This window comes from Metabacillus halosaccharovorans (assembly GCF_002019635.1).
In the GTDB taxonomy this organism is placed as follows: Bacteria; Bacillota; Bacilli; order Bacillales; family Bacillaceae; genus Metabacillus; species Metabacillus halosaccharovorans.
Map to the genome: position 1 here is coordinate 2,593,117 of NZ_KV917371.1, position 22,757 is coordinate 2,615,873.

At 37.4% G+C, this 22,757-nt stretch carries 20 protein-coding genes, 10 tRNA genes, 1 rRNA gene and 2 pseudogenes; 29 read left to right on the top strand and 4 right to left on the bottom strand.

The features are described from left to right. Nucleotides 1–63 precede the first annotated feature (63 nt). From rrf to glpK, 21 genes and pseudogenes are all read left to right on the top strand, one after another. Nucleotides 64–179: ribosomal RNA gene (gene rrf / locus BK577_RS12500) — 5S ribosomal RNA — on the top strand. A gap of 9 nt (nucleotides 180–188) precedes the next feature. Continuing rightward, nucleotides 189–263: transfer RNA gene (locus tag BK577_RS12505), tRNA-Asn, on the top strand. A 2-nt stretch (nucleotides 264–265) separates the two neighbouring features. After that, a tRNA-Thr gene (locus tag BK577_RS12510) sits at nucleotides 266–338 on the top strand. 17 nt (nucleotides 339–355) lie between these two features. After that, nucleotides 356–430 (top strand) — tRNA-Glu (locus BK577_RS12515). Nucleotides 431–438: 8 nt separating this feature from the next. After that, nucleotides 439–514 (top strand) — tRNA-Val (locus BK577_RS12520). A gap of 37 nt (nucleotides 515–551) precedes the next feature. Further along, a tRNA-Thr gene (locus BK577_RS12525) sits at nucleotides 552–624 on the top strand. A gap of 17 nt (nucleotides 625–641) precedes the next feature. Beyond that, nucleotides 642–725, top strand: a tRNA-Tyr gene (locus BK577_RS12530). Nucleotides 726–806: 81 nt separating this feature from the next. Next, nucleotides 807–881 (top strand) — tRNA-Gln (locus BK577_RS12535). A gap of 3 nt (nucleotides 882–884) precedes the next feature. After that, nucleotides 885–957: transfer RNA gene (locus BK577_RS12540), tRNA-Lys, on the top strand. Nucleotides 958–961: 4 nt separating this feature from the next. Further along, a tRNA-Gly gene (locus tag BK577_RS12545) sits at nucleotides 962–1,036 on the top strand. Nucleotides 1,037–1,046: 10 nt separating this feature from the next. Beyond that, nucleotides 1,047–1,122 (top strand) — tRNA-Ala (locus BK577_RS12550). Between the two features lie 221 nt (nucleotides 1,123–1,343). Beyond that, on the top strand, nucleotides 1,344–1,907 hold the full coding sequence (gene sigW, locus BK577_RS12555; RefSeq protein WP_026562109.1) for an RNA polymerase sigma factor SigW: 564 nt from the start codon (nucleotides 1,344–1,346) through the stop codon (nucleotides 1,905–1,907). A 14-nt stretch (nucleotides 1,908–1,921) separates the two neighbouring features. After that, complete coding sequence (locus BK577_RS12560) at nucleotides 1,922–2,545, top strand: anti-sigma factor family protein (RefSeq protein WP_078433131.1); 624 nt, start codon at nucleotides 1,922–1,924, stop codon at nucleotides 2,543–2,545. Between the two features lie 112 nt (nucleotides 2,546–2,657). Next, a complete protein-coding gene (gene cdaA, locus BK577_RS12565; protein ID WP_078433132.1) occupies nucleotides 2,658–3,497 on the top strand; it encodes a diadenylate cyclase CdaA in 840 nt (279 codons plus the stop codon). Next, a complete protein-coding gene (locus tag BK577_RS12570; RefSeq protein ID WP_078433133.1) occupies nucleotides 3,490–4,740 on the top strand; it encodes a CdaR family protein in 1,251 nt (416 codons plus the stop codon). The genes cdaA and BK577_RS12570 overlap by 8 nt, the downstream gene beginning before the upstream one ends. Before the next feature lie 26 nt (nucleotides 4,741–4,766). After that, entirely contained in the window at nucleotides 4,767–6,113 is a 1,347-nt protein-coding gene (gene glmM, locus BK577_RS12575; protein WP_078433134.1) for a phosphoglucosamine mutase, read from the top strand. Between the two features lie 470 nt (nucleotides 6,114–6,583). Beyond that, nucleotides 6,584–8,389, top strand: a complete 1,806-nt coding sequence (gene glmS / locus BK577_RS12580) for a glutamine--fructose-6-phosphate transaminase (isomerizing) (protein WP_078433135.1) — start codon at nucleotides 6,584–6,586, stop codon at nucleotides 8,387–8,389. 290 nt (nucleotides 8,390–8,679) lie between these two features. Beyond that, nucleotides 8,680–9,637, top strand: a pseudogene (locus BK577_RS12585) (hypothetical protein). A 206-nt stretch (nucleotides 9,638–9,843) separates the two neighbouring features. Next, nucleotides 9,844–10,334 (top strand): annotated as a pseudogene (locus BK577_RS12590) (RNA polymerase sigma factor). Further along, entirely contained in the window at nucleotides 10,334–11,242 is a 909-nt protein-coding gene (locus BK577_RS12595; protein WP_078433136.1) for a sigma factor regulator N-terminal domain-containing protein, read from the top strand. Before BK577_RS12590 ends, BK577_RS12595 begins: the two are co-directional and overlap by 1 nt. Nucleotides 11,243–11,330: 88 nt before the next feature. Beyond that, nucleotides 11,331–12,866: a glycerol kinase GlpK gene (glpK, locus tag BK577_RS12600; RefSeq protein WP_078433137.1), complete on the top strand. Its 1,536-nt coding sequence runs from the start codon at nucleotides 11,331–11,333 to the stop codon at nucleotides 12,864–12,866. 74 nt (nucleotides 12,867–12,940) lie between these two features. Here the strand turns inward: glpK and BK577_RS12605 are convergent, their stop codons facing one another. After that, on the bottom strand, nucleotides 12,941–13,261 hold the full coding sequence (locus BK577_RS12605) for a thioredoxin family protein (protein ID WP_078433138.1): 321 nt from the start codon (nucleotides 13,259–13,261) through the stop codon (nucleotides 12,941–12,943). A 163-nt stretch (nucleotides 13,262–13,424) separates the two neighbouring features. Between BK577_RS12605 and BK577_RS12610 the strand changes: the two genes are divergently transcribed. The 4 genes from BK577_RS12610 to BK577_RS12625 all read left to right on the top strand — a co-directional run bounded on the left by BK577_RS12610 (nucleotide 13,425) and on the right by BK577_RS12625 (nucleotide 17,129). Continuing rightward, nucleotides 13,425–14,174 (top strand): GTP cyclohydrolase II, encoded by a 750-nt coding sequence (locus tag BK577_RS12610; RefSeq protein ID WP_425435930.1) that lies wholly within the window; start codon nucleotides 13,425–13,427, stop codon nucleotides 14,172–14,174. After that, nucleotides 14,167–15,258 (top strand): bifunctional diaminohydroxyphosphoribosylaminopyrimidine deaminase/5-amino-6-(5-phosphoribosylamino)uracil reductase RibD, encoded by a 1,092-nt coding sequence (ribD, locus tag BK577_RS12615; protein WP_078433139.1) that lies wholly within the window; start codon nucleotides 14,167–14,169, stop codon nucleotides 15,256–15,258. Before BK577_RS12610 ends, ribD begins: the two co-directional genes overlap by 8 nt. 376 nt (nucleotides 15,259–15,634) lie before the next feature. Further along, nucleotides 15,635–16,417 carry an alpha/beta hydrolase gene (locus tag BK577_RS12620; protein ID WP_078433140.1) on the top strand — a complete coding sequence of 261 codons (783 nt, stop codon included), beginning with the start codon at nucleotides 15,635–15,637 and terminating at the stop codon, nucleotides 16,415–16,417. Nucleotides 16,418–16,643: 226 nt separating this feature from the next. Further along, complete coding sequence (locus BK577_RS12625; RefSeq protein WP_078433141.1) at nucleotides 16,644–17,129, top strand: GNAT family N-acetyltransferase; 486 nt, start codon at nucleotides 16,644–16,646, stop codon at nucleotides 17,127–17,129. Nucleotides 17,130–17,214: 85 nt separating this feature from the next. Here the strand turns inward: BK577_RS12625 and BK577_RS12630 are convergent, their stop codons facing one another. Continuing rightward, a complete protein-coding gene (locus BK577_RS12630) occupies nucleotides 17,215–18,198 on the bottom strand; it encodes a DMT family transporter (protein ID WP_078433142.1) in 984 nt (327 codons plus the stop codon). A gap of 162 nt (nucleotides 18,199–18,360) precedes the next feature. On the opposite strand from BK577_RS12630, the gene BK577_RS12635 reads away from it, so the two are divergent. The 3 genes from BK577_RS12635 to BK577_RS12645 all read left to right on the top strand — a co-directional run bounded on the left by BK577_RS12635 (nucleotide 18,361) and on the right by BK577_RS12645 (nucleotide 20,355). Continuing rightward, nucleotides 18,361–18,879, top strand: a complete 519-nt coding sequence (locus BK577_RS12635; protein ID WP_078433143.1) for a YfiT family bacillithiol transferase — start codon at nucleotides 18,361–18,363, stop codon at nucleotides 18,877–18,879. Nucleotides 18,880–19,049: 170 nt separating this feature from the next. Continuing rightward, the gene (locus BK577_RS12640; RefSeq protein ID WP_078433562.1) at nucleotides 19,050–19,673 is read left to right on the top strand and encodes a LysE family transporter; all 624 of its coding nucleotides are present in this window, start codon (nucleotides 19,050–19,052) and stop codon (nucleotides 19,671–19,673) included. 70 nt (nucleotides 19,674–19,743) lie between these two features. Further along, entirely contained in the window at nucleotides 19,744–20,355 is a 612-nt protein-coding gene (locus tag BK577_RS12645; protein WP_245823467.1) for a class I SAM-dependent methyltransferase, read from the top strand. Between the two features lie 208 nt (nucleotides 20,356–20,563). Here BK577_RS12645 and BK577_RS12650 read toward each other — a convergent pair whose 3' ends face one another. Continuing rightward, complete coding sequence (locus BK577_RS12650) at nucleotides 20,564–21,031, bottom strand: divergent PAP2 family protein (protein ID WP_078433564.1); 468 nt, start codon at nucleotides 21,029–21,031, stop codon at nucleotides 20,564–20,566. 105 nt (nucleotides 21,032–21,136) lie between these two features. Further along, nucleotides 21,137–21,718 (bottom strand): LOG family protein, encoded by a 582-nt coding sequence (locus BK577_RS12655; RefSeq protein WP_078433144.1) that lies wholly within the window; start codon nucleotides 21,716–21,718, stop codon nucleotides 21,137–21,139. 237 nt (nucleotides 21,719–21,955) lie between these two features. On the opposite strand from BK577_RS12655, the gene BK577_RS12660 reads away from it, so the two are divergent. Next, complete coding sequence (locus tag BK577_RS12660; RefSeq protein WP_078433145.1) at nucleotides 21,956–22,705, top strand: hypothetical protein; 750 nt, start codon at nucleotides 21,956–21,958, stop codon at nucleotides 22,703–22,705. Nucleotides 22,706–22,757: the final 52 nt, after the last annotated feature.

Below are 22,757 nucleotides of genomic sequence, written 5' to 3' on the forward strand. Positions count from 1 at the left end.
AAAAGTTTCAAAAAACACTTGAAATATTCTTCTAATTTAGTATAATAATTTTTGTCACAAATGTCTGGTGATGAAGGCGAAGAGGTCACACCCGTTCCCATGCCGAACACGGAAGTTAAGCTCTTCAGCGCCGATGGTAGTTGGGGGTTTCCCCCTGTGAGAGTAGGACGTTGCCAGGCTTTGATTATTCCGCAGTAGCTCAGTGGTAGAGCTATCGGCTGTTAACCGATCGGTCGCAGGTTCGAGTCCTGCCTGCGGAGCCATTGCTTCCATAGCTCAGTTGGTAGAGCACTTCCATGGTAAGGAAGAGGTCACCGGTTCGAGCCCGGTTGGAAGCTTAAGGAAACAATTGCACGGCCCATTGGTCAAGCGGTTAAGACACCGCCCTTTCACGGCGGTAACACGGGTTCGAATCCCGTATGGGTCACCATTTAAATTGGAGGATTAGCTCAGCTGGGAGAGCACCTGCCTTACAAGCAGGGGGTCGGCGGTTCGATCCCGTCATCCTCCACCATGACATTTTAATACTTAATAATAAATACTCTTTTTACGCCGGTGTAGCTCAATTGGTAGAGCAACTGACTTGTAATCAGTAGGTTGGGGGTTCAAGTCCTCTCGCCGGCACTCTTTCTTCTTAATTTGGAGGGGTAGCGAAGTGGCTAAACGCGGCGGACTGTAAATCCGCTCCTTAGGGTTCGGCAGTTCGAATCTGCCCCCCTCCACCATTTAAAATAAATTATTAAATTCATCTAATGAATTGTGAATACTTTCACTATTAAAGGGAAAAGTATTAATATCATAATTAATGGGCTATAGCCAAGCGGTAAGGCATCGCACTTTGACTGCGACATGCGTTGGTTCGAATCCAGCTAGCCCAGCCATTAGAGCCATTAGCTCAGTTGGTAGAGCATCTGACTTTTAATCAGAGGGTCGAAGGTTCGAGTCCTTCATGGCTCATATTGCGGAAGTAGTTCAGTGGTAGAACACCACCTTGCCAAGGTGGGGGTCGCGGGTTCGAATCCCGTCTTCCGCTCCAACGGCACCATGGGGCCTTAGCTCAGCTGGGAGAGCGCCTGCTTTGCACGCAGGAGGTCAGCGGTTCGATCCCGCTAGGCTCCACCAAAATTTTATATAATGATTTTACATATAAAAGCGATAAACAATGTTTATCGCTTTTTTGATGCACTATAATTTAACACAATTAAAATTCAGTAAAAAGAAATAAAAGTTTTCTCCATACATCAACCAAAATTTGTTAAAATAATTTATGTGAAAAAAAATGAAACTTAGCAGCATCCTATTACGTATAAAAGATAGCCGCAGAGTGCGGGGGTATGATAAATATGGAGACACTGATAAAAAAGAGAATTAAACAAGTGAAAAAGGGCGATCAAAATGCATTTGCTGAAATTGTTGATATTTATAAGGACAAAATTTATCAACTATGCTATCGGATGCTTGGGAATGCTCATGAAGCAGAAGACATTGCACAAGAAGCGTTTATAAGAGCATATGTTAATATTCATACGTATGATATGAATAAAAAGTTTTCGACCTGGTTATACCGTATTGCAACGAATCTTTCTATCGACAGAATTAGAAAAAAGAAACCGGATTTCTATTTAGATGCAGAGGTTTCCGGTACGGACGGTTTAAACATGTATTCCCAAGTAGCAGCGGATGTTTCTTTACCAGAAGATGAACTTGAGACGTTAGAGTTACAGCAAACGATTCAAGGTGAGATTTTAAAATTACCGGATAAGTATAGAACTGTTATTGTTCTAAAGTATATTGATGAATTATCACTAAATGAGATTAGTGAGATTTTAACAATACCTGTTGGGACTGTTAAAACTCGTATACATCGGGGCAGGGAAGCATTGAGAAAGCAATTAAGGCATTTATAAAGAGGTGAAAAAAGATGAGCTGTTCTTCAGAATATGTACAACTTTTGCATAAATATTTAGATCATGAACTAACATCTGATGAAGAAAAAATTATAAAAGAACATCTTCACAGCTGTGAAGCTTGCTATCAGCATTTTCATGAACTTGAGAAAGCAGTAGCGTTTGTTCAGAGTACGTCACATATAGAAGCTCCAATAAACTTTACTGAAGGAGTTATGAACAGCCTTCCTAAAGAAAAAAGAACTGTATCATGGAATCGCTGGTTTAAAGGGCATCCGCTTTTAACAGCTGCATCCCTATTTATCCTTCTGATGGTGGGTAGCTTATTCTCTGCATGGAATGAGGATCAACACTTCAGTGTTTCAACACAGAAAAATCTCGTTGTTGAAAATAGTAAAGTCATCGTCCCAAAAGATGAAGTTGTTAAAGGTGATGTTATTGTCAAAAATGGAACCTTGGAAATAGAAGGTACAATTGAAGGTAATGTAACTGTTATTAATGGTGAGGTAACTGCCGTTAATGGAGAGCAATATATGGCATCTGCAGGAAATGTAACCGGAGATATTGAAGAAGTTGATGAATTATTTGAATGGTTATGGTATCACGTTAAAAGGATATCCAAGGACGTAGTAAGTTAACGGAAGGGTCATCGTTATGGTGGCCTTTTTACATACATCTATATAAAATGATATAATGGGATAGTTGTCAAAAAGTAATAAAGAATAAAGCTAACTCATGGAGGACAAGTGAATGGGGTATGAGGTTTTACCAATATTGAATGACATACCAATATTGCATTACCTCGGTATAGCTATTGATATTCTCCTTGTATGGTACGTTATATATAAATTAATTATGGTTGTAAGGGGAACAAAAGCTGTTCAGTTGTTAAAAGGAATAACGGTTATTATTGTCGTCCGTATGTTAAGTCAGTATCTTGGTTTAAGTACTTTACAATGGTTAATGGACCAAGCTTTAACATGGGGATTCTTAGCAATTATTATCATATTCCAACCAGAGCTACGAAGAGCTTTGGAGCAGCTGGGAAGAGGTCGATTGTTTTCAAGAAGCGGCTTGCCGGGAGAAGAAGATCCTGAAGTCACTGTAGAAGCAATTGTAAAAGCAACAGATTATATGGCGAAAAGGCGTATTGGTGCACTAATGTCAATTGAAAAAGAAACAGGTATGAGCGACTATATCGAAACAGGAATTTCATTAAATTCAAGAATATCCTCTGAGCTCTTAATAAACCTGTTTATTCCTAATACACCACTACATGATGGTGCGGTTATCATACAGAAAAACCAAGTAGCGGCTGCTGCATGTTATCTACCCTTATCAGAGAGTCCTTTTATTTCAAAAGAACTCGGAACAAGACATAGAGCAGCATTAGGAATAAGTGAAGTAACAGATAGTTTAACAATTATTGTCTCGGAAGAAACAGGCAATGTGTCTGTTGCCAGAAATGGTGAATTACATCGTAACTTATCTCAAGATGAGCTGAGGGATATTCTCCAAAAAGAACTTTATACGCAAACGAAGGCTGTTTCCTCAAACCGTTGGCACTGGAGGGGGAAAAAAGATGGATAAGCTGATGAATAATCACTGGGTTATGAGAGTGATCGCCCTGTTTTTAGCTTTAATGCTTTATGCATCTGTAAATATTGAATCAGGTACTCAGGCAAATAAATCAACATCACCATTAAATACTTCAACTTCTTCTTCACTAGAGACAGCAGTAGTTACAGATATACCGGTTGTTACATACTTTGATGAAGAAGATCTAGTGGTAACCGGGGTACCGGAAACCGTAAATGTTACTTTAGAAGGTCCAACAGGTTCGTTGCTAAAGGCGAGACAACAAAAAGACTTTGAAGTTTATGCAGAGTTAACTAATTTATCAATTGGATCACATCGGGTGAATTTAAAAATTAAAAATTTATCCAGTGATTTAAAAGCAACGATAAGTCCTTCAGTCATTACAGTTTCAATTGAAGAAAAGATATCAAAGGATTTTCCGGTTGAAGTGGAATATATAAATGAAGATAAATTAGAAGAGGGTTATTCACCTGATCAACCAATTGTTAGTCCAAATAGTGTCCGTGTTACTGCATCAAAAGAAATTATTGACCGCATATCAAAGGTCCAAGCGACCATTAATTTAGAAGGTGCAAAAGAGACAATAAATAAAGAATCCAGAATTACCATCTATGATAGTGACGGCAATATATTGCCTGTCGAGGTAGAACCGTCTGTAGTCGACGTTACAGTTCCTATAAAGAGTCCAAGTAAAGTTTTACCTTTTAAAGTGGTACGGGAAGGAGAACTTAAAAAGGGATTCAGTATTTTAAGTATGGAAACTGATCCGAAGGAAATTACAGCATATGGACCACTAGATGTGCTGGAAAATTATGATTTTATAGACGGGGTAAAGGTGGATTTATCCGAAATTGAAAAAGATACTGTGCTAGAAGTTGATGTTCCTCTACCAGAAGGAATAGAAAAGATTAGTCCAGAAACGGTGAAAATTGAAATAGATGTAGATGAACAACAAGAGAAATCATTCTCTGATAAGAAAATTGAAGAAGTCGGAATGGCAGAAGGAAAGGTGTTTGACTTTCTAGATCCTGATATTGGAGAATTGGATATTAAAATCTATGGTGCTCCAAGTGTAATAAACGAAATTAATTCTGCGGATATCGAGTTATATATAAACCTTTCCAACTTAAGTGATGGAGAACATGAAGTACAAGTTCAAGTTAATAGTCCACAAAATATTACTTGGTCATTAGAGCAAGAAAAAGTAAAAGTGAGAATTTCATCTGCCTCCTAGGCAGATAAAATAAAGGAGCGAAACCAATGGGAAAGTATTTTGGTACAGATGGAGTACGAGGAGTTGCAAATAGTGAATTAACACCGGAGTTGGCCTTTAAAATCGGGCGATTCGGCGGGTATGTTTTAACTAAGGATAAAGAAAGACCAAAAGTCCTAATAGGTCGTGATACTCGTATTTCTGGTCATATGCTTGAAGGTGCTTTAGTGGCGGGGTTATTATCAATTGGGGCAGAAGTCATGCGTTTGGGTGTAATTTCAACGCCGGGTGTTGCCTTTCTAACGAAAGCACTGGGAGCTGAGGCCGGTGTGATGATCTCTGCGTCTCATAATCCGGTCGAAGACAATGGAATTAAATATTTCGGTCCAGATGGATTCAAATTATCTGATGAGCAGGAGCTTGAAATTGAGCGTCTAATGGACGAAGAAGAAGATACATTACCAAGACCGGTAGGAAAAGATTTAGGACAAGTTAATGACTACTTTGAAGGTGGTCAAAAGTACTTGCAATTCCTAAAACAAACAGTGGATGAAGACTTTACTGGTATCCATGTTGCATTAGACTGTGCCCATGGTGCAACGTCATCACTTGCTACACATCTATTTGCTGACTTAGACGCAGATGTTTCAACAATGGGAACTTCTCCTAATGGTTTAAATATAAATGAAGGCGTGGGATCGACACATCCGGAAGCGTTAGCTGCCTTCTTAAAAGAGAAAAATGCAGATATTGGACTAGCATTTGATGGAGATGGTGACCGTCTTATCGCAGTTGATGAAAATGGAGATATCGTTGACGGAGATCAAATCATGTACATATGTGCAAAGCATTTGAATAGCGAAGGACGATTAAAGAAAAGCACAGTTGTTTCAACTGTAATGAGTAATTTGGGTTTCTATAAAGCACTTGAAGAGCAGGATATTAAAAGTATTCCAACAGCAGTCGGTGACCGTTATGTAGTGGAAGAAATGAAAAAAAATGACTATAATTTAGGTGGAGAGCAATCAGGTCATATTATCTTTTTAGATTATAATACTACAGGTGATGGTCTATTAAGCGGTTTACAATTGGTTAATATTATGAAGTTAACTGGTAAGAAATTGTCAGAACTTGCAAATGAAATGAAAAAATATCCACAATTACTTATTAATGTAAAAGTAACAGATAAGTACAAAGTAACAGAAAATGAAAAAGTAAGTAAAATAATCTCTGCGGTTGAACAAGAGATGGATGGAAACGGACGTATTTTAGTCCGCCCTTCCGGTACAGAGCCGCTGGTACGTGTTATGGCTGAAGCACCGACAGAGGAGCAATGCCGTGATTATGTGGAACGAATTGTAGCCGTTGTTAAGGAAGAAATGGGATTAGAATAAGAGGCGGGTTAACCCCGTCTTTTTTCATTTTATTAAGGATGGTCGTTGTTAACATAATAGCTTAAAATACATATAAATAAGGTATATCGATCAATTTTAATCATTAAGGATGGTAAAAATTGATTGACGACTTATTTTCTTCTGTTGTATCATTAATTTTGTTGTTTTACTTATACTAACAGGAAGGAGTAATAGGAGATTTATTTGTATTCACCTAAAGCGCCTGAACTAAGCGTGAACGTATAACAGCTTAGTTGACGAGGATGGAGGTTATCGAAATTTCGGCGGATGCCTCCCGGCTGGTATGGTTACAGCCGTAAGCTTTTCTTTAAAACAAAGAGGTAACTTTTTGAACAAAGGGAAAAGTATAGCCTTCCAAAAAATAAAAACATGTGTGAGGGGACAGTGATGTCTCCATTTAAAGAATATTGGCTCCTGTCCCTGGTTTCACACTATGGGAGGAAAAAAACATGTGCGGAATCGTAGGTTATATTGGAAACAATGACTCAAAGGAAATTTTATTAAAGGGTCTTGAAAAATTAGAGTATCGTGGATATGACTCTGCAGGAATCGCTGCAATGAATCAAGAAGGGGTTCACATTTTTAAAGAAAAAGGACGTATTGCAAAGCTTCGTGAAATCGTAGACGAAAAGGTTGAAGCTTCGACTGGGATTGGGCACACAAGATGGGCAACTCATGGTGTACCTAGCCAAATAAATGCACACCCACATCAAAGTACTACTTCAAGATTTACACTTGTACACAATGGTGTAATTGAGAACTATTCAATTTTAAAACGTGAGCATTTGCAAGATGTTCAATTAAAAAGTGATACAGATACTGAAATTATTGTTCAAGTAATCGAAAAGTTCGTAAAAGAAGGATTAGAGGTTGAGGAAGCGTTCCGTCAAACGTTATTAATCTTAAAAGGCTCGTATGCAATAGCATTATTGGATGAGCAAAATCCTGACATGATTTATGTTGCGAAAAATAAAAGTCCACTTCTAGTTGGTTTAGGCGATGGAAGCTTTAATGTAATTGCATCAGATGCAATGGCAATGCTCCAAGTGACAGACCAGTACGTGGAAATTATGGATAAAGAAATGGTATTCGTTGAACGCGAAACTGTTACAATAAAAGATTTAAAAGGTAATGTAATTGAACGTGCTCCTTACAAAGCTGAGCTTGATGCAAGTGACATTGAAAAGGGCACATATCCTCACTACATGTTAAAAGAGATTGATGAACAACCATTAGTAACAAGAAAAATCATAGCAAAATACCGCAATGAGGATGGTGGCATTACAGTTGATGCCGATATCGTTGAGGCAGTTAACGGCGCCGACAGAATTTATATCATTGCAGCAGGTACCAGCTACCATGCAGGATTAATCGGTAAACAATTTATTGAAAATTGGGCGAAGATCCCTGTAGAAGTGCATATTGCAAGTGAGTTCTCATATAATATGCCACTCTTATCGCCAAATCCACTCTTTATCTTCATCTCACAAAGTGGAGAAACAGCGGATAGCCGTTCAGTATTAGTTCAAATAAAAGAACTTGGTCATAAAGCATTAACAATTACGAATGTTCCGGGATCTACGCTATCTCGTGAAGCGGATTATACACTATTATTACATGCCGGTCCTGAAATTGCTGTTGCATCTACAAAAGCATATACAGCACAATTAGCTGTCTTATCGATCCTGGCAGCTGTTGCAGCAGAAGCAAAAGGTCAATCTTTAGAATTCGATTTAACAAAAGAACTTGGTATTGTAGCAAATGCAATGGAAGTTTTATGTGACCAAAAAGAAGAAATGGAAGCAATCGCGAAAGAATTCTTTGCAACAACACGTAATGCATTCTTTATCGGTCGCTCTGTTGACTACTATGTTGGTCTTGAAGGTGCATTAAAACTAAAAGAAATTTCCTACATCCAAGCGGAAGGATTTGCAGGTGGAGAGTTGAAGCACGGTACAATCGCTCTTATCGAGAACGGTACACCAATTATTGCTTTAGCAACACAAGAACATGTAAACCTAAGCATTCGTGGTAATGTGAAGGAAGTAGTGGCTCGTGGAGCTAACCCATGTATTATCTCAATGAAGGGTCTTGAAGAAGAAGACGATCGTTTTGTACTTCCAAGCATTCATGAGGAATTAGCGCCTTTAGCTGCAGTTGTACCACTACAACTGATCTCTTACTATGCAGCACTACACCGTGGTTGTGACGTAGATAAACCTCGTAACTTAGCTAAGAGTGTGACAGTTGAATAATTATTTTAAAGCATAAGTTTTATAATTAACAAAAAACGTTAAAAGCCAAACCTAGTATAAAGGTTTGGCTTTTTTGTTTTGTCATATTTTTAGAATAAGGTATTTGCAACTGGAATATTATGTTAATATTTTGGAGGGGACAGTTAGAAATGGCTTTGATGATAAATTAAGAAAGTGGCTATCATTTGAATGAACTTAAAAGTTTTATTTATAAATCATAATTGGTGTAGCTTTATATATAGTAGAGAAAGAGATGTTTTTCATACTGATCTTGCTGATGAGGTGATCTGATGAATGGAAATAAAATAGTTTCTCAACTGATAAAGAAACGTAAATTTTGGGGGTATAGTACTGTTATAGCAATAACTCCTTATCTATTAATAAAAATCGGGCTGGACTTTCGGGGTCTTCATGCCGACAGAACAAATGGGCGATCCAAGTTGGCGTACCGCGAATGTCATAACAATAATTCTTGCCGCGGTAGGCATTTTAGTAGCATTTGCGTTCAGTATGCCGTGGGGAGAGAAGTTGCCTGCCTGGTTGGTTACCTTTCCAGTTTGGGTAGGCACTGGTTTGCTTATTCCTATGTTATTGTTGGCTCCGGTGCTTGGGCCTGCTGCTATGATACGCGATCAGCAGGCTGGGGTTGCAGATATTTGGGTATATGAGCAAATTTTCGTAATAGTCTCTTTGGTTGGAGCTGGCATCTGTCTACCTTTTGCTTTAATAGGATACACCAAAACGCGTTGGCCGGAGGTATTTACTGGTCCAATTGATATCGAATTACTTCCAGGCAACAGTGAAAAATTGTATATAACCTTAGCTAGACTTATCTCTGCCGGCTGTATACTTCTTGGATTAGTTAAGGTTTTCTGGGCTGTAGGAGGAACAGTTGGCATCAATCCGGCTATGTTGGAGAACCGGGATATATGGTGGCACCTCTTGTCTTTGAGTACCGGTTTATGGGCATTTGTAGGAACATGGGGTTTGTTGGTATTGACAACCCGTCGCGGGTCGAAGAACTTCTTTATTCCTATGGCCGCAGCATGGATATCGTCGGGAATGCTGTTCTCTTATAACCTCTTCAATCGTTTGTCTGCTACTCGTCCAGATACACGGCCTGCACTGGAGTACCCGCTTGTATATGAGCTGACCACGGAGTTAGGGAGTGTCTTGGGAGTTATGATGGGAATGGTCCTTCTGATGGTACTACATGATAGACGGAGAGCAATGAGAATGGCGTTTTGAAATAAAGAAGTTGCAATATGAATAAATTACTATGCAAATATAAAATAGAAGACCAAACATTTAGTATGGTACCTATAGATAGAACTCTTTATAAGAGAGTTACATCTATAGGTATTTTTCATAAAATGAATTTCACACTAAATAGTTAAAAAACTGTATACAATTGTTTGACTCCATTCGTTGTATAAGTATAGGGAGGAAAAAAGATGAAAAAGGAAGATGTATTAGCCTCCTATCTTATCAATGTAGGGGAGGAAGTGTTCAAGCTATTATCAGCGAGGGGAGCAAAAAAAGAGGACGCGGAAGATATCATACAAAATACATTCTACAAAGTTTACACACTGTTGGATGACCTGACAGAGAGTAGTATACGTCCTTGGTTTTTAGGGTGGCATTGAATCAGTATATTGATTTAAAAAGAAAAAAGGAGCAGCAGAACATTTATTTATCTGAAGAAATTTATTCAAAGCTAATGCAGGTAGAAGATGAATTTGATGCCGTTTTAAACAAAGATGAGATTGTGTATTTATTAAAGGATGTTAAAAAAGAATACAAAGAAATTTTCCTCCTAAAGTATTATTATGACTTTTCATATGAAGAAATTGCTTCTATTTTGGGCATTCAAGTTGATAGTGTAAAGCAAAAACTATATCGGGCACGAAAACTAATACATTCGAAAATAGGAGGGAAATGTTAATGGACTCATCGTTGAATAATGCGTTAAAAATGGCGAAACGAAAACAAATGATTAAAATGATTATGACTACAATCATTGTCGTACTCATTCTATTACCAATACTCTACAAAACAGGAAACTACTTTGCAGCGAAAAGTTCTACAAGACTTCATGAACGACTCTTTTTACATAACGAAATTGCTGAACCAAATATCCAAATTGATTCCCAAGTTACAAGTAATTCGTCCATGTTTGGTGGTAATATCATTACGAATCGTTCCAAGAATATTAATGGCTATTTAGTTCAATGGAGCACACTAACCAGTTCGTATGATTGGATTCGCATCAACATTGATCATAATGAATTAACACCGGGATTTTATTGGACTGACAAAGAATTCTATGAATATGATAAACAAACTAAGAATAAAGTTGCGACATTCTATCATCCGTCTATTCAAGAATACTATGATGGAGTTAAAAATGAACTTGGTGAAATCTCACAAATGGATAATTATGTTGCTGAGGTAGCTATATCGCTTGATAAGCCATATTCTTTACAGGAAATACAGGCAAAAATCCCAGATAACTTAAACATCGTATGGTTGTACATGACATCACCAATCTCAGATGAAAGTAATGGACCTGCCGGCATGCCTGTATATGGTTTTGATCCATCGGGTTCACCGAAAGAGGCATACGATCGTTTTATTGATGCGCTTGAAGAGTATGATGATGGTAGTAACGAAACAATTAGGGAGTACTTGAAGGTAAATAAAAACAAAGAAATGACTGAAGTGAAAATATTGGGAGTAATGCTTACTGGCCAAACTGAAAACTTCAAAGCTCTGGAAAATCAAGACTTTATTCGAGGCGCCTCAGTAGGTACTACTGCTGAAATAGTTCCTTACATTAAACCGGACAAATGAGACCAAAATTTGGTCTCTATTTTTGTACTAGCGGAAAGGGTTTTTCCTAACAACAAAGAAGTATGTATATGCATACCCATAGTGATGAATGGAGGACTTAGTTGTGACAAAGAAATATATTCTTGCTTTAGATCAAGGAACAACAAGCTCAAGGGCTATTCTGTTTAATAAAAAAGGAGAAATTATTGAAGTCGCTCAACGGGAATTTCCTCAATATTTCCCTCACCCGGGTTGGGTAGAACATAATGCACTGGAAATTTGGAGTTCTGTACTAGCGGTGATAGCTGAATTATTAGCAAAAACAGCTATCTCACCTAAAGAAATTGCCGGCATTGGTATTACCAACCAACGTGAGACTGCCGTTGTTTGGGAGAAAGATTCAGGAAAGCCTGTTTACAATGCGATTGTGTGGCAATCAAGACAAACAGCTGAAATTTGTGAAAGGTTAAAAGAAAGCGGTTATCAAGATGTATTTCGAAAGAAAACAGGATTATTAATAGACCCTTATTTTTCAGGAACAAAAGTAAAATGGATTCTTGACCATGTCGAGGGAGCTAGACAAAAAGCAAATGAAGGTAAACTGCTTTTTGGGACGATTGATTCTTGGTTGATCTGGAAGCTTTCTGGTGGAGCAAAGCATGTCACCGATTATACAAATGCATCTAGAACTCTTATGTATAATATTTATGATTTGCAATGGGATGATGAGTTACTAACTATTTTAGATGTTCCAAAATCCATGCTACCGGAAGTTTGCTCTTCTTCAGAGGTGTATGCAGAAACAGTTGATTATCATTTCTTTGGAGAAGCCGTCCCGATTGCAGGTGTTGCTGGTGATCAACAGGCCGCATTGTTTGGACAGGCATGTTATGAGAAAGGAATGGCAAAAAACACCTACGGAACAGGCTGCTTTATGTTAATGAACACAGGTGAGAAGGCAGTACCTTCAGATCATGGATTATTAACAACCATTGCTTGGGGTATTGATGGCAAAGTTGAATATGGACTGGAGGGTAGTATTTTTGTGGCAGGTTCAGCAATTCAATGGCTGCGTGATGGATTAAGAATGATCGATAATGCCCCTATATCGGAAAAATATGCTGAACGGGTTGAATCAACAGATGGGGTCTATGTCGTACCTGCATTCGTAGGATTAGGGACCCCATATTGGGACAGTGATGCAAGAGGTGCCATTTTTGGTTTAACACGAGGAACGACGAAAGAGCACTTTATTAGAGCTACGCTTGAATCACTAGCTTATCAGACGAAGGATGTTTTAAAGGCAATGGAAGCAGACTCACGCATCGAGCTAAAGAAACTTCGTGTTGACGGTGGAGCTGTAAAAAATAATATGCTTATGCATTTTCAGAGTGATATTTTAAATGTTTCTGTGGAGCGCCCGATTGTCAATGAAACAACTGCTTTAGGAGCGGCTTATTTAGCAGGACTTGCCGTTGGATTTTGGCAGGATCGTGAAGAGATCGCTTCACTCTGGAAGGTGGATCAATCGTTCGAACCAGGTATGGATGAACAACGACGCAATGAACTTTATGATGGCTGGCAAAAAGCAGTGAAGGCTACAATGGGGTTTAAACCAGGTGAAAATAAAAGTAATGGAAGTTGAATCTGCGCTTAATAAAACTTCCGAGGGTAAACACCAAGTGGGTTTATCCTCGGGAATTTCCATGTTTTTCTACCTTATTTAACGGATTCTGATAAAAACTCAATCACTTGATCAGGAGTTTTAGCGTAAGCACTATGTAAATGGGCTAGTTTTTCACCATTTTTAAACACCAATAAGCTTGGAATTCCCATAACACTATGTTTCTCTGCAATTTCTGGTAGTTCGTCTTTGTTAATTTCATACATCGTCACATTACCAACCTCTTCAAAAACAGTTGGCAAAAACATATCCATACGTTTGCAATCAGGACACCAGTCTGTAACGAATTTAACTACTACAGGCTCCTCACTTGTAATCAGATCTTGAAATTGTTTGTCTGTTTTTATATGTTCCATCATGATCACCTCTACTATTTATTTTACCCTTTTCTCGATGAAAAAAAAGTATTTTGTCTATAACTTAAATATGGAAGAAAAAATCAGAAAAGTTGACGTTATTTATCTCCAAAACGTATACTTACTTACAATAAGTAAGTTAATGTTAAGGGGAGAAAAATGTATGATTGAAGCAATAAAGGAGATGCCTCTAAAAACCTTAGAAGATAAAATAACGGTAGTACCCTATGAAGAGGGAATGACATATATAGTTGGCCCAATTAATCTGCCAATTCAATTAGATGATGAAACATTATTTTTCAAATGGTATTGCTGGCTGAATTTAGAGGGGGAACAAGATTCTTCGTTGGAAGGGTTAATAGATAGATTACCTACTCTTGAATTAGCTGGTCAGCAGCAATCAAGTGTATTGGTGTACGGTGATTTTGAAACAGAAGAATCTGCACTTATCCGGATGCACAGCATATGCCATACAGGTGATATATTTGGAAGTAAAAGATGTGATTGTGGTTATCAATTAAAACAATCGTTAAGAATGATAAAAGAACATGGTGTCGGAGCATTATTCTACCTAGCAAATCATGAGGGCAGAGGAATAGGTTTATTTAGCAAGGCTTTTGCGTACCTTCTTCAGGAGGATGGGTTAGACACTGTTGAGGCAAATGAGCAATTAGGGTTTGCCGATGATATGAGAAGCTATGAAGAAGCTATACGAGTGTTAGCATCCCTTAGACAATTACCTGTTACATTAATTACAAATAACCCTCTTAAGCTTGAGGCACTTCAAAAATCCGGTGCAAATGTAGATGGACGAATACCATTATGGGGAGATGTATCACACTATAATCAGCGATATTTAGAAACAAAAATGGAGAAGGCTGGCCATTTTAGAGGAGGCTTTACGATTGAGTGAACATGAGGTTTATATGAAATTAGCCATAAATAATGCTGCTGCGATGCAAGGACAGACTGTACCAAACCCATTAGTAGGAGCTGTAATTGTCAATCAAAACCGTATTGTAGGCGTAGGAGCACATTTAAAAGCAGGTGGTCCGCATGCAGAAATACATGCACTCAATATGGCGGGTGATCTAGCAAAGGGAGGTACAATGTATGTTACCCTTGAACCTTGTTCACATCACGGTCGAACAGGTCCATGTGCAGTTGCAATTGTAGAAGCCGGTATCAAAAAGGTAGTTGTTGCAACTCTTGATCCAAATCCACTTGTTGCAGGGAATGGAATAAAGATCTTAAAAGATGCCAATATAGATGTGACTGTTGGTGTTTGTGAAGAAGAATCCATAATGATGAACGAAGTATTTAATAAATATATTACAACAAAGATCCCGTTTATCACGATGAAATCTGCTACAACCCTAGATGGGAAAATTTCCTCTTATACATCTGATAGTAAGTGGATCACATCAGAAGAAGCAAGAAAAGATGTTCATCAATTAAGACATGAGCACGCCGGAATATTAGTAGGAGTTCAGACTGTCATGAAGGATGACCCTGAATTAACAACCAGAATTGAACATGGGCGAAATCCTGTACGCATCATTCTTGATAGTCGTTTAACTACACCTCTTCATTCTAAAATAGTGACTGACCAACAGGCTGAAACATGGATCTTCACATCCCAAAACTTTTCACAATCTGCTAAGGACCAATTAGAAGCTTTAGGAGTAAATGTATTTATTACTTCTGGTGTTGAGCAGGTTGATTTACATGATACAGTCAGGATACTTGGTGAAAGAGGTATCTCTTCTGTCTTGATTGAAGGTGGAGGAGAAGTGAATGCATCTTTTCTAGCTAAGCAATTAGTTGATAAAATCGTATTATATATAGCTCCTAAGATGATAGGAGGAAAAGGTGCCCCCGGCTTCATCGGCGGTCTCGGAATTGAAAAGATGGCAGATGCTATTACTATTAATCATCTAGATATAATGAAAATAGGAAATGACTTTAAGTTTACAGGTTATCCAGATTATAAATAAACCTGTTTTCGCAAAGATTGTTGCTTATGAATATTACTTTAACTTTATAGTGAAATGGAGCGGAAGACACTCGACCCCTGCGGGAGGTAGAGGAAAGCGAGTGTCTGGAGCGCAATGGAACGAACTAATTTTAACCTAAAAACAAAGTATGTAAAAACAGCCTAAATAAAAAAGGGGTGTTGTCAAATATTGGCATCATTCCTTTTTAACATCAATCTCTTGTTGTATAAAACCAAGGAATAGGATAAAATATAAATATAAAACCAAGTAAACTTATAAGAATAATTTAAATTAATGTATTTAAGTGAAAGTAGTAAACCTGAGGATCTTGTAAATATATAGGCGCATATTAGAAGAAATAAGGAGGCGGTCTATTATGAATAACGAATTGCATCCCGTTCTTTCAGGAGCAGAAAGTTTATTTTTCAAAGGAAGTGAAACAGGAATTGTTTTATGCCATGGTTTCAATGGTACACCACAGAGCATGGCATATATAGGAGAAAACCTTGCTAAATACGGCTATACAGTCTCTATTCCCAGATTAAAGGGACATGGTACTCATGTGAAAGATATGGAATCGAGCACGTATGAGGAATGGATTGAAAATCTTCAGAACGCTCATGAAACATTAAAGCAAACCTGTGAAAGGGTGTATATAGTAGGGCAATCAATGGGAGGAGCTTTAACACTTCAAGTAGCTTTCAGACAGTATGTAGATGGCATCTTCCTCATAAATGCCGCTGTTACAGATGTTGCATACAATGAGTATCGATATGAAAATACATTGAGCATGATTGAAGAAGGTAATCCTGATATAAAAAAACATCCTGTACATGAAATTACGTATGATCAAGTCCCGTTAAAAGCTATTCATCAATTGCTTGATTTAATGGATTATACAAAAAATAAATTGAAACATATATCAATTCCAACTATCATTTTTAAGTCGAAAATTGATCATGTTGTTTCACCAACAAATTCTGATTATATATATAACAACATCTCATCTTCTGAAAAGTGGCTAATTGAATTGAAAAATTCATACCATGTTGCTTCAATGGATTATGATGCACCATTTATTGTGGATAACATTCATGAATCTATTACAAACCTTAACAAAAACCGCCCATTTCAAATGATGGGTAGTAGTTCCGTTTAATAATAGTATGTGGATAACATAGGTACTTACCAACAAGTTATCCACATACCAACTGAATTATCAACAATTTTGTAAACACTTTCAGTAATTTAGGGATTTTATTATTGAGGTTTCCAACCTAATAGGACAATCTCTATTGGAATCGCTTGCATTTTAATTCGTTTTATGAGAAATAAATGTTATAATCTGTAATTATCTACTAAACTTATCATTAAAGAGGGATTTTATGACATTACAAATTCGTAGAATGAATGAAGGGGATATAGAGCAAGTACAACTTGTTGCGAAGTCAAGCTGGCATAGTACATATAAGGGAATTATACCTGACCATATACAGGAGAGTTTTGTTAATACCGCATATTCATATGAGATGTTAATGAAGAGATTAACGGAAACACTTTTTCTTGTTGCTGAGCAAGAAGGTAATATTATTGGTTTTGCAAATTTCACCCCTCTTAAGGATGAAAAAAAGGTTGAGCTTGGAGCCATTTATTTATATGAGGAATACCAGGGGAATGGAATTGGCACTGAACTTTTAAAGATGGGTCTAGAAGAGTTGCAGTATTTAAAAAAAATGTACGTAAACGTGGAGAAGGATAATCAAAGTGCTGTAAGCTTTTATAAATCAAAAGGATTTATGATAGAAACAGAATATGATGATGTGTTTGACGGGCATACATTAAAAACAGTCAGGATGATGCTGGAGAAATAAACGCTGAGCCTGGTGTGTGAAAGAACAAGAGAAAAGGATAAGCGTGCAATCGCTGCTTATCCTTTGAGGACCTAAACAAATGTGATTATGAAAATTGTTTGGTAGCATCATTCTTTACTGTTTGTGTTACTTTATCACTTCTGGAAATATAACTATGTAATACCATACCGATCATAACTAATACCATCCCGAAGAGGGAAAGAGAGGTTGGCAAAGCTGCTCCTAAGAATAGGATTTCACCTAATAAAACGAAAAGTACTTGAATCGACTGAGTTGCCTCGACTGCTGCAAGCTGTGCCATATTATGCTGTACCATATTCGTAGCTTGAAAGAATAGTAAAGTTGCGATTAAGCCTGAACATATGGCTACCCAAAAGGATTGGATCGTTTGTGTTCTTGTTGGCAGACCTGTTGTGGATAAAGCAAAGATGGTGAAAATAATCCATAAAGGCAAGCTGCCTAATGTCATTCCTAAAACACGCTGAAATACATCTAACCTTCCATCACAAAGTGCCATCATTTTGCGGTTTCCAAGCGGATAGGCAAATGATGCAATGAGAACTGGGATGATAGTTAGTAATACAGGTTTTAGTGATAAATGACTGGCATGTTCATATTGCATAACAGCAACACCTAGAAGAATGATCATTGACATGCTCAGACCTTTAAGAGGGATTTGTCCCCGAACTTTTAAAGGACCATTCGCAGTTTGAATTTCCTTAAAAAAGAGCGGAGCAAGAAGTGAGCCTGAAAGGATTGTCATCTGCCAAGTTGCCGCAATTAGCCAACCGGGGCCGAATGCACCTGCAAAACAGATCGGAGCATAAAATAAACCAAATCCCACTGTACCCCATAATAGCCATTGAGCCGGATGTTTTTTCATTTCCTTCATAAGTGGTGACCATTTTTTAGTCCCTATGACAAAAAGAATAAGAAAAGGGAGCATGAAAAAATACCTCAAGGATGAACTCCATAACCAACTTCCTCCAGCTAGCTCCATAGAACGATTTAAGACAAATGTAAAGGCAAAAAAGAAGGAAGAACAAACTCCCAGTAGGATAGCTCTCAAAGTAAACACCCCCAACGATATCATTTACAATTTATTGGAAAGAGATTGATCATACTATAACATAATAATAATATAAAGTGTGATTTTTCTGTATTGTTCAAAAGTTCCTGCGGAAATATAATGAAACTAACGATAATCTTGTAATGGAGAGTGAAAAGGATAATGAAAAAAAATCTGCAGTACCCCATCGGTGAATTTGTACCACCGGAAAATGTTACTGAAAAGGATTTAGAAGGATGGATCGATACAATAGAAGGGGCTCCTGAACAACTAAGGAAGGTCCTTGATTCACTGCCGGTATCGTTAGTAGATACTTCTTATCGACCTGGAGGCTGGACCGTAAGACAAATTGTCCATCATCTTGCTGATAGTCATATGAACAGCTATATCCGTTTTAAGTTGGCTCTTACAGAAAACTGCCCTACTATAAAAGCATATGATGAAAAGGCTTGGGCTAATTTACCAGATTGCCAGACTTCAATAGATGTATCCCTTCAGTTGTTGGAATCTCTTCATAAACGCTGGTGTCAGCTCTTAAAGTCTATGTCATTATCAGACTTTGAAAAGACTTTTTATCACCCTGAAACAAAGCAAGATGTTAAGCTGTCAACAAATGTTGCATTATATGCATGGCATAGTAAACATCATATCGAACATATTAAATTAGTTTCGGTGCATTAAATAGCCGCAACATTCTCTTTTTTAGGGAATGTTTTTTTATGAAAAAATTTCATAATAAATATTGAAAGAGAAACTTGAAAAACTTAGTCTACATAAACTGGGATTTTCCTGAATATGATGTACAAGCATACATAATTAAATGGTTACATCAGATACTGGAGGTTTGGATGTTGAGTAGTTTATTTAGCTATGTTTTTCTAGGTGTATCTTTGGCAGCACCAATCGGCCCTGTCAATGCAGGTCAAATTGATCGGGGCATAAAAGGCGGATTTTTCCATGCCTGGCTGTTTGGACTTGGAGCTACAACAGCTGATGTCGTGTACATGTTTTTAGTATACCTTGGCTTTGTTAATATTCTTCAAATCTCTATTGTGCAAACTTTTCTATGGTTATTTGGTTTTTTTGTCCTGGTGTATACAGGAATTGAAAGTCTACTATCTGCTAAAAAACATACGATGATCAATGGAAGAGGAAGTGTAAGCTACACTAAATCATATTTTTCTGGTTTTTTTATGTCTCTACTTAATCCGTTGAGTATCTTATTTTGGATTGGGATATATGGATCTATCTTAGCAAACACCGTGGTAACTGAAGGTGCTGCACATTTTATTTTTTATTCTGCAGCTATTCTCTGTGGTGTATTATTATGGGATTTCATGATGGCGATTCTTTCAAGTTTTTTGAGAAAGTATTTAACACATACATTACTTGCGGCTATTTCAGTTATTTCAGGAATTTCGTTAATTTTGTTCGGTTTGTATTTTGGCTATCAAGGAATAAAAGCATTATTTTGATTTCAAGTGAATTGTGTTTATGAAGGAATGAATAGGGTTATTGATAAGGGACCGAAGCTTGGAGAAAGAGGTGCCGAAATTGATAAAATCCTTCAAAAAACAATTTAGTGTTCCAAAAGGATACTTAGGAAAAATTGCTGGAAACATCATGGCATTAGAAAATAAACGCTTAAACAATTGGACTCTATCGTTATTGAATATTAGCAATAATGATTATGTCCTTGAAGTAGGGTATGGACCCGGCGTGTGTATGAAGAAGATCCTCCAAGATTATTCCCAAGTGACTATACACGGAATTGACGTTTCTGAAACAATGAAAAAGCAGGCTGAAAATAGATTAAAAGAGTTTATCGAAAATGAAAGAGCAAAGGTTTTTGTTGGTGATATAGAAATAGCGGAGCTGCCAAATGATCGTTACAACAAGGTCCTCTCCGTTAATAACTATACCATTTGGAAGCATCCCAAAAAGGGACTGGAGCGGTTGTGTAAATCGATGAAGGAAAATGGACAGATTGCTATTACCATGCAGCCCAGAGAAGAAAATGCAAGTACAATAAAAACAAGAATGTTTGCAAATCAAATTTATCAGGACTTATGTGATTGTGGTTTTAAAGATGTGAATATCTCTTATAAGCGGCTTTATCCAATCCTTGCCGTTTGTGTGACGGCAACCAAGGTATAAAAAACAGGTAAAAAAGTATAAAATTTTGTACTTAGTGTGGTGTCTAGCTCCAGCGCCTAGCCCCGAAGCACAGGACGTGCAAGTGCAGTCGTGGAGATTGACGCCGCGATTTTAGACTGCCTCGAGGTCATAAGGCAATTTGGAATTGAAGGCAAAGAACGCCTTCTATTCCAAATCGCCTTATGCTTGTCGGGACTGATCAAGGCGCTTACGCTTTTCTTAATAAAGAGCTGACCAATCCTATTAGGATACCTAAACACGCACCACCTGCGACTTCAGCCGGCTGGTGACCAAGAAGTTCATTTAATTCTTTTTCTTGTTTTACATGAAAAAGCCCAGGCATATGTCCGGATAAAAGCTCTATATCTGCATCAAGATCGTTAACGATCTTTGCAATCTCACCTGTATGTCTTCTTATCCCTTGTGCATCATACATGACAATGATTCCAAAAATAACCGCTAATGCTGTTTCAACAGAGTGCATACCTTTTTTAGTTGCAACATATGTTGCGAGAGCTGATACTCCTGCTGAATGTGAACTGGGCATTCCGCCTGTTTGGAAGATTGGCCGCCAATCCCAAACATCATTCTCTTTTTTGTGTGTAAATATTTTAAGGCCCTGTGCAATTCCAATCGCTGAAAGAGCGGTCCAAATTCCTCGATTCATATTCCTCACCTCTATATAAGTAGTGTTTATCAAAATGAAAACTATATGCAAAGGGAAAAAAGAAAACTTTTAAAGAGGTAGGGATATTGAGGTGAAACAAACATAGGTAGTTACCTATGTTTGTTCAGAAGTAATCCATTTTGTTAATAAAGGCGGTTTATACGTACGGAATTTATTAATAAGTTCTTGTGGATCCTGTTCGACGATCACCATGGAATGATATTCAGGCTTTAAAAATTCTTCTTGAATCATGTGATCAAAGAAAGCCAAGAGTTTATCATAGTATTGATTGGCATTAATCATTCCGATTGGTTTTTGATGTTCCCCTAGTTGAGCCCATGTGTATACTTCAAAAAATTCTTCCATCGTACCTGGCCCCCCAGGTAGCACAATGAATCCATCTGAGAGCTGTTCCATTTTTGCTTTGCGTTCGTGCATGGTATTGACTACAATTAACTCTGTTAAGTTTGTATGTGCAAGTTCCCTTTCCATTAACATTTTTGGAATGACTCCAATAACCTCTCCACCGGCTTGGAGTGCTGCGTTAGCTATTGAGCCCATAACCCCGAGTTTAGAACCGCCGTAGACAAGAGTAATTCCTTCTTTGGCTAAATGGCTTCCGAGTTTTTCTCCTGCTTCTAAATATAAAGAAGAAGCACCCGGACTTGATCCACAAAAAACACTAATTCGCTTCATTTTTCTTCCCTCCATTTCTAAAAAGCTAAGACACCTTTTAGTTCAATTCCTTTGTTTAAGAACTACTTACTCTCTAGTTTAGATTGTTTTTAACAAGATGAACATAATGTTTACACCTTTTTTAAAATAAATATGACCAACCTTTCATTCTTATCTCCATTTGATGATGTTTACATAATTTTCAAGTATAAGTGGGAAGTTAGAAGCGTACTTATGTATTTTAGGAGAGATGCAAAAATGACGTTAGGATTGAAATGGTTTGTTATGGATTCGCTTCAGTCGTATATACAAGAAAATGAATTAGTAAGTGCAGTTGATTTTTATTATGAAAAACTAAAGGAAACAAAAGGTAAAGTCCTTGAATTAGGTCAGAATCAATTGCATTTGCTTCCGCTATTTAACGCTCGTGGTTTGAAGATGGAAGGTGTCATTGAATCTGAAACTGGAAAAAAAGACTGCTATGAAAAATGTACAGAGGGTAGTCAGTCTCCAAAATTACTGCAAGCTATGCTTCCTAATTTCAAAACAGCCTCGTTATATGAAGCGGTCATCCTTCCTTTTGGAGTTGTGTCATCAAAGTCAAGAAGAGTTGATGCAATAAAAATAGTGAAAAATAGTTATGATCATTTAAAAGAGAGCGGTATCTTCATTGTTGATCTTTTTTTACAAAGTGAATTTTCAGTTATGCAAGCGGAAAACTTAGTTCTTGAAAAAAATGATAACCTGTTTGTTGGAGAATCCAAACTTGTGAAGCTGGACTTAATCGAACAAAAAGCCACATATACCTTATCGATTGAACATTGGAAAGAAGGACAAAATCCATATAAGGAAAGTAAGGTTCAAACATATACATGGTTTGGAATCAAGGAATTTAAGTTAATTCTTGAAAGAATAGGCTTTTCATCTGTAACAGTTTATGCAGACTACTCCAGTAGTAATAATGATATATCAGAAGGAAAGGTGTTTACATTTTTAGCAAAAAAATAAAGCAACACCTCCTCGGAAATTTCCTATTCTAAACAGTATCACCCTATAAAAT

Coding starts and splice junctions, on each gene's coding strand:
- BK577_RS12635 (WP_078433143.1), top strand. CDS start 18,361: ATGAAAAAAAATCTGCAGTACCCCATCGGTGAATTTGTACCACCGGAA.
- BK577_RS12610 (WP_425435930.1), top strand. CDS start 13,425: ATGATTGAAGCAATAAAGGAGATGCCTCTAAAAACCTTAGAAGATAAA.
- BK577_RS12560 (WP_078433131.1), top strand. CDS start 1,922: ATGAGCTGTTCTTCAGAATATGTACAACTTTTGCATAAATATTTAGAT.
- glpK (WP_078433137.1), top strand. CDS start 11,331: ATGGAGGACTTAGTTGTGACAAAGAAATATATTCTTGCTTTAGATCAA.
- glmM (WP_078433134.1), top strand. CDS start 4,767: ATGGGAAAGTATTTTGGTACAGATGGAGTACGAGGAGTTGCAAATAGT.
- sigW (WP_026562109.1), top strand. CDS start 1,344: ATGGAGACACTGATAAAAAAGAGAATTAAACAAGTGAAAAAGGGCGAT.
- BK577_RS12620 (WP_078433140.1), top strand. CDS start 15,635: ATGAATAACGAATTGCATCCCGTTCTTTCAGGAGCAGAAAGTTTATTT.
- BK577_RS12660 (WP_078433145.1), top strand. CDS start 21,956: ATGACGTTAGGATTGAAATGGTTTGTTATGGATTCGCTTCAGTCGTAT.
- glmS (WP_078433135.1), top strand. CDS start 6,584: ATGTGCGGAATCGTAGGTTATATTGGAAACAATGACTCAAAGGAAATT.
- BK577_RS12625 (WP_078433141.1), top strand. CDS start 16,644: ATGACATTACAAATTCGTAGAATGAATGAAGGGGATATAGAGCAAGTA.
- cdaA (WP_078433132.1), top strand. CDS start 2,658: ATGGGGTATGAGGTTTTACCAATATTGAATGACATACCAATATTGCAT.
- BK577_RS12605 (WP_078433138.1), bottom strand. CDS start 13,261: ATGGAACATATAAAAACAGACAAACAATTTCAAGATCTGATTACAAGT.
- BK577_RS12655 (WP_078433144.1), bottom strand. CDS start 21,718: ATGAAGCGAATTAGTGTTTTTTGTGGATCAAGTCCGGGTGCTTCTTCT.
- BK577_RS12570 (WP_078433133.1), top strand. CDS start 3,490: ATGGATAAGCTGATGAATAATCACTGGGTTATGAGAGTGATCGCCCTG.
- BK577_RS12595 (WP_078433136.1), top strand. CDS start 10,334: ATGGACTCATCGTTGAATAATGCGTTAAAAATGGCGAAACGAAAACAA.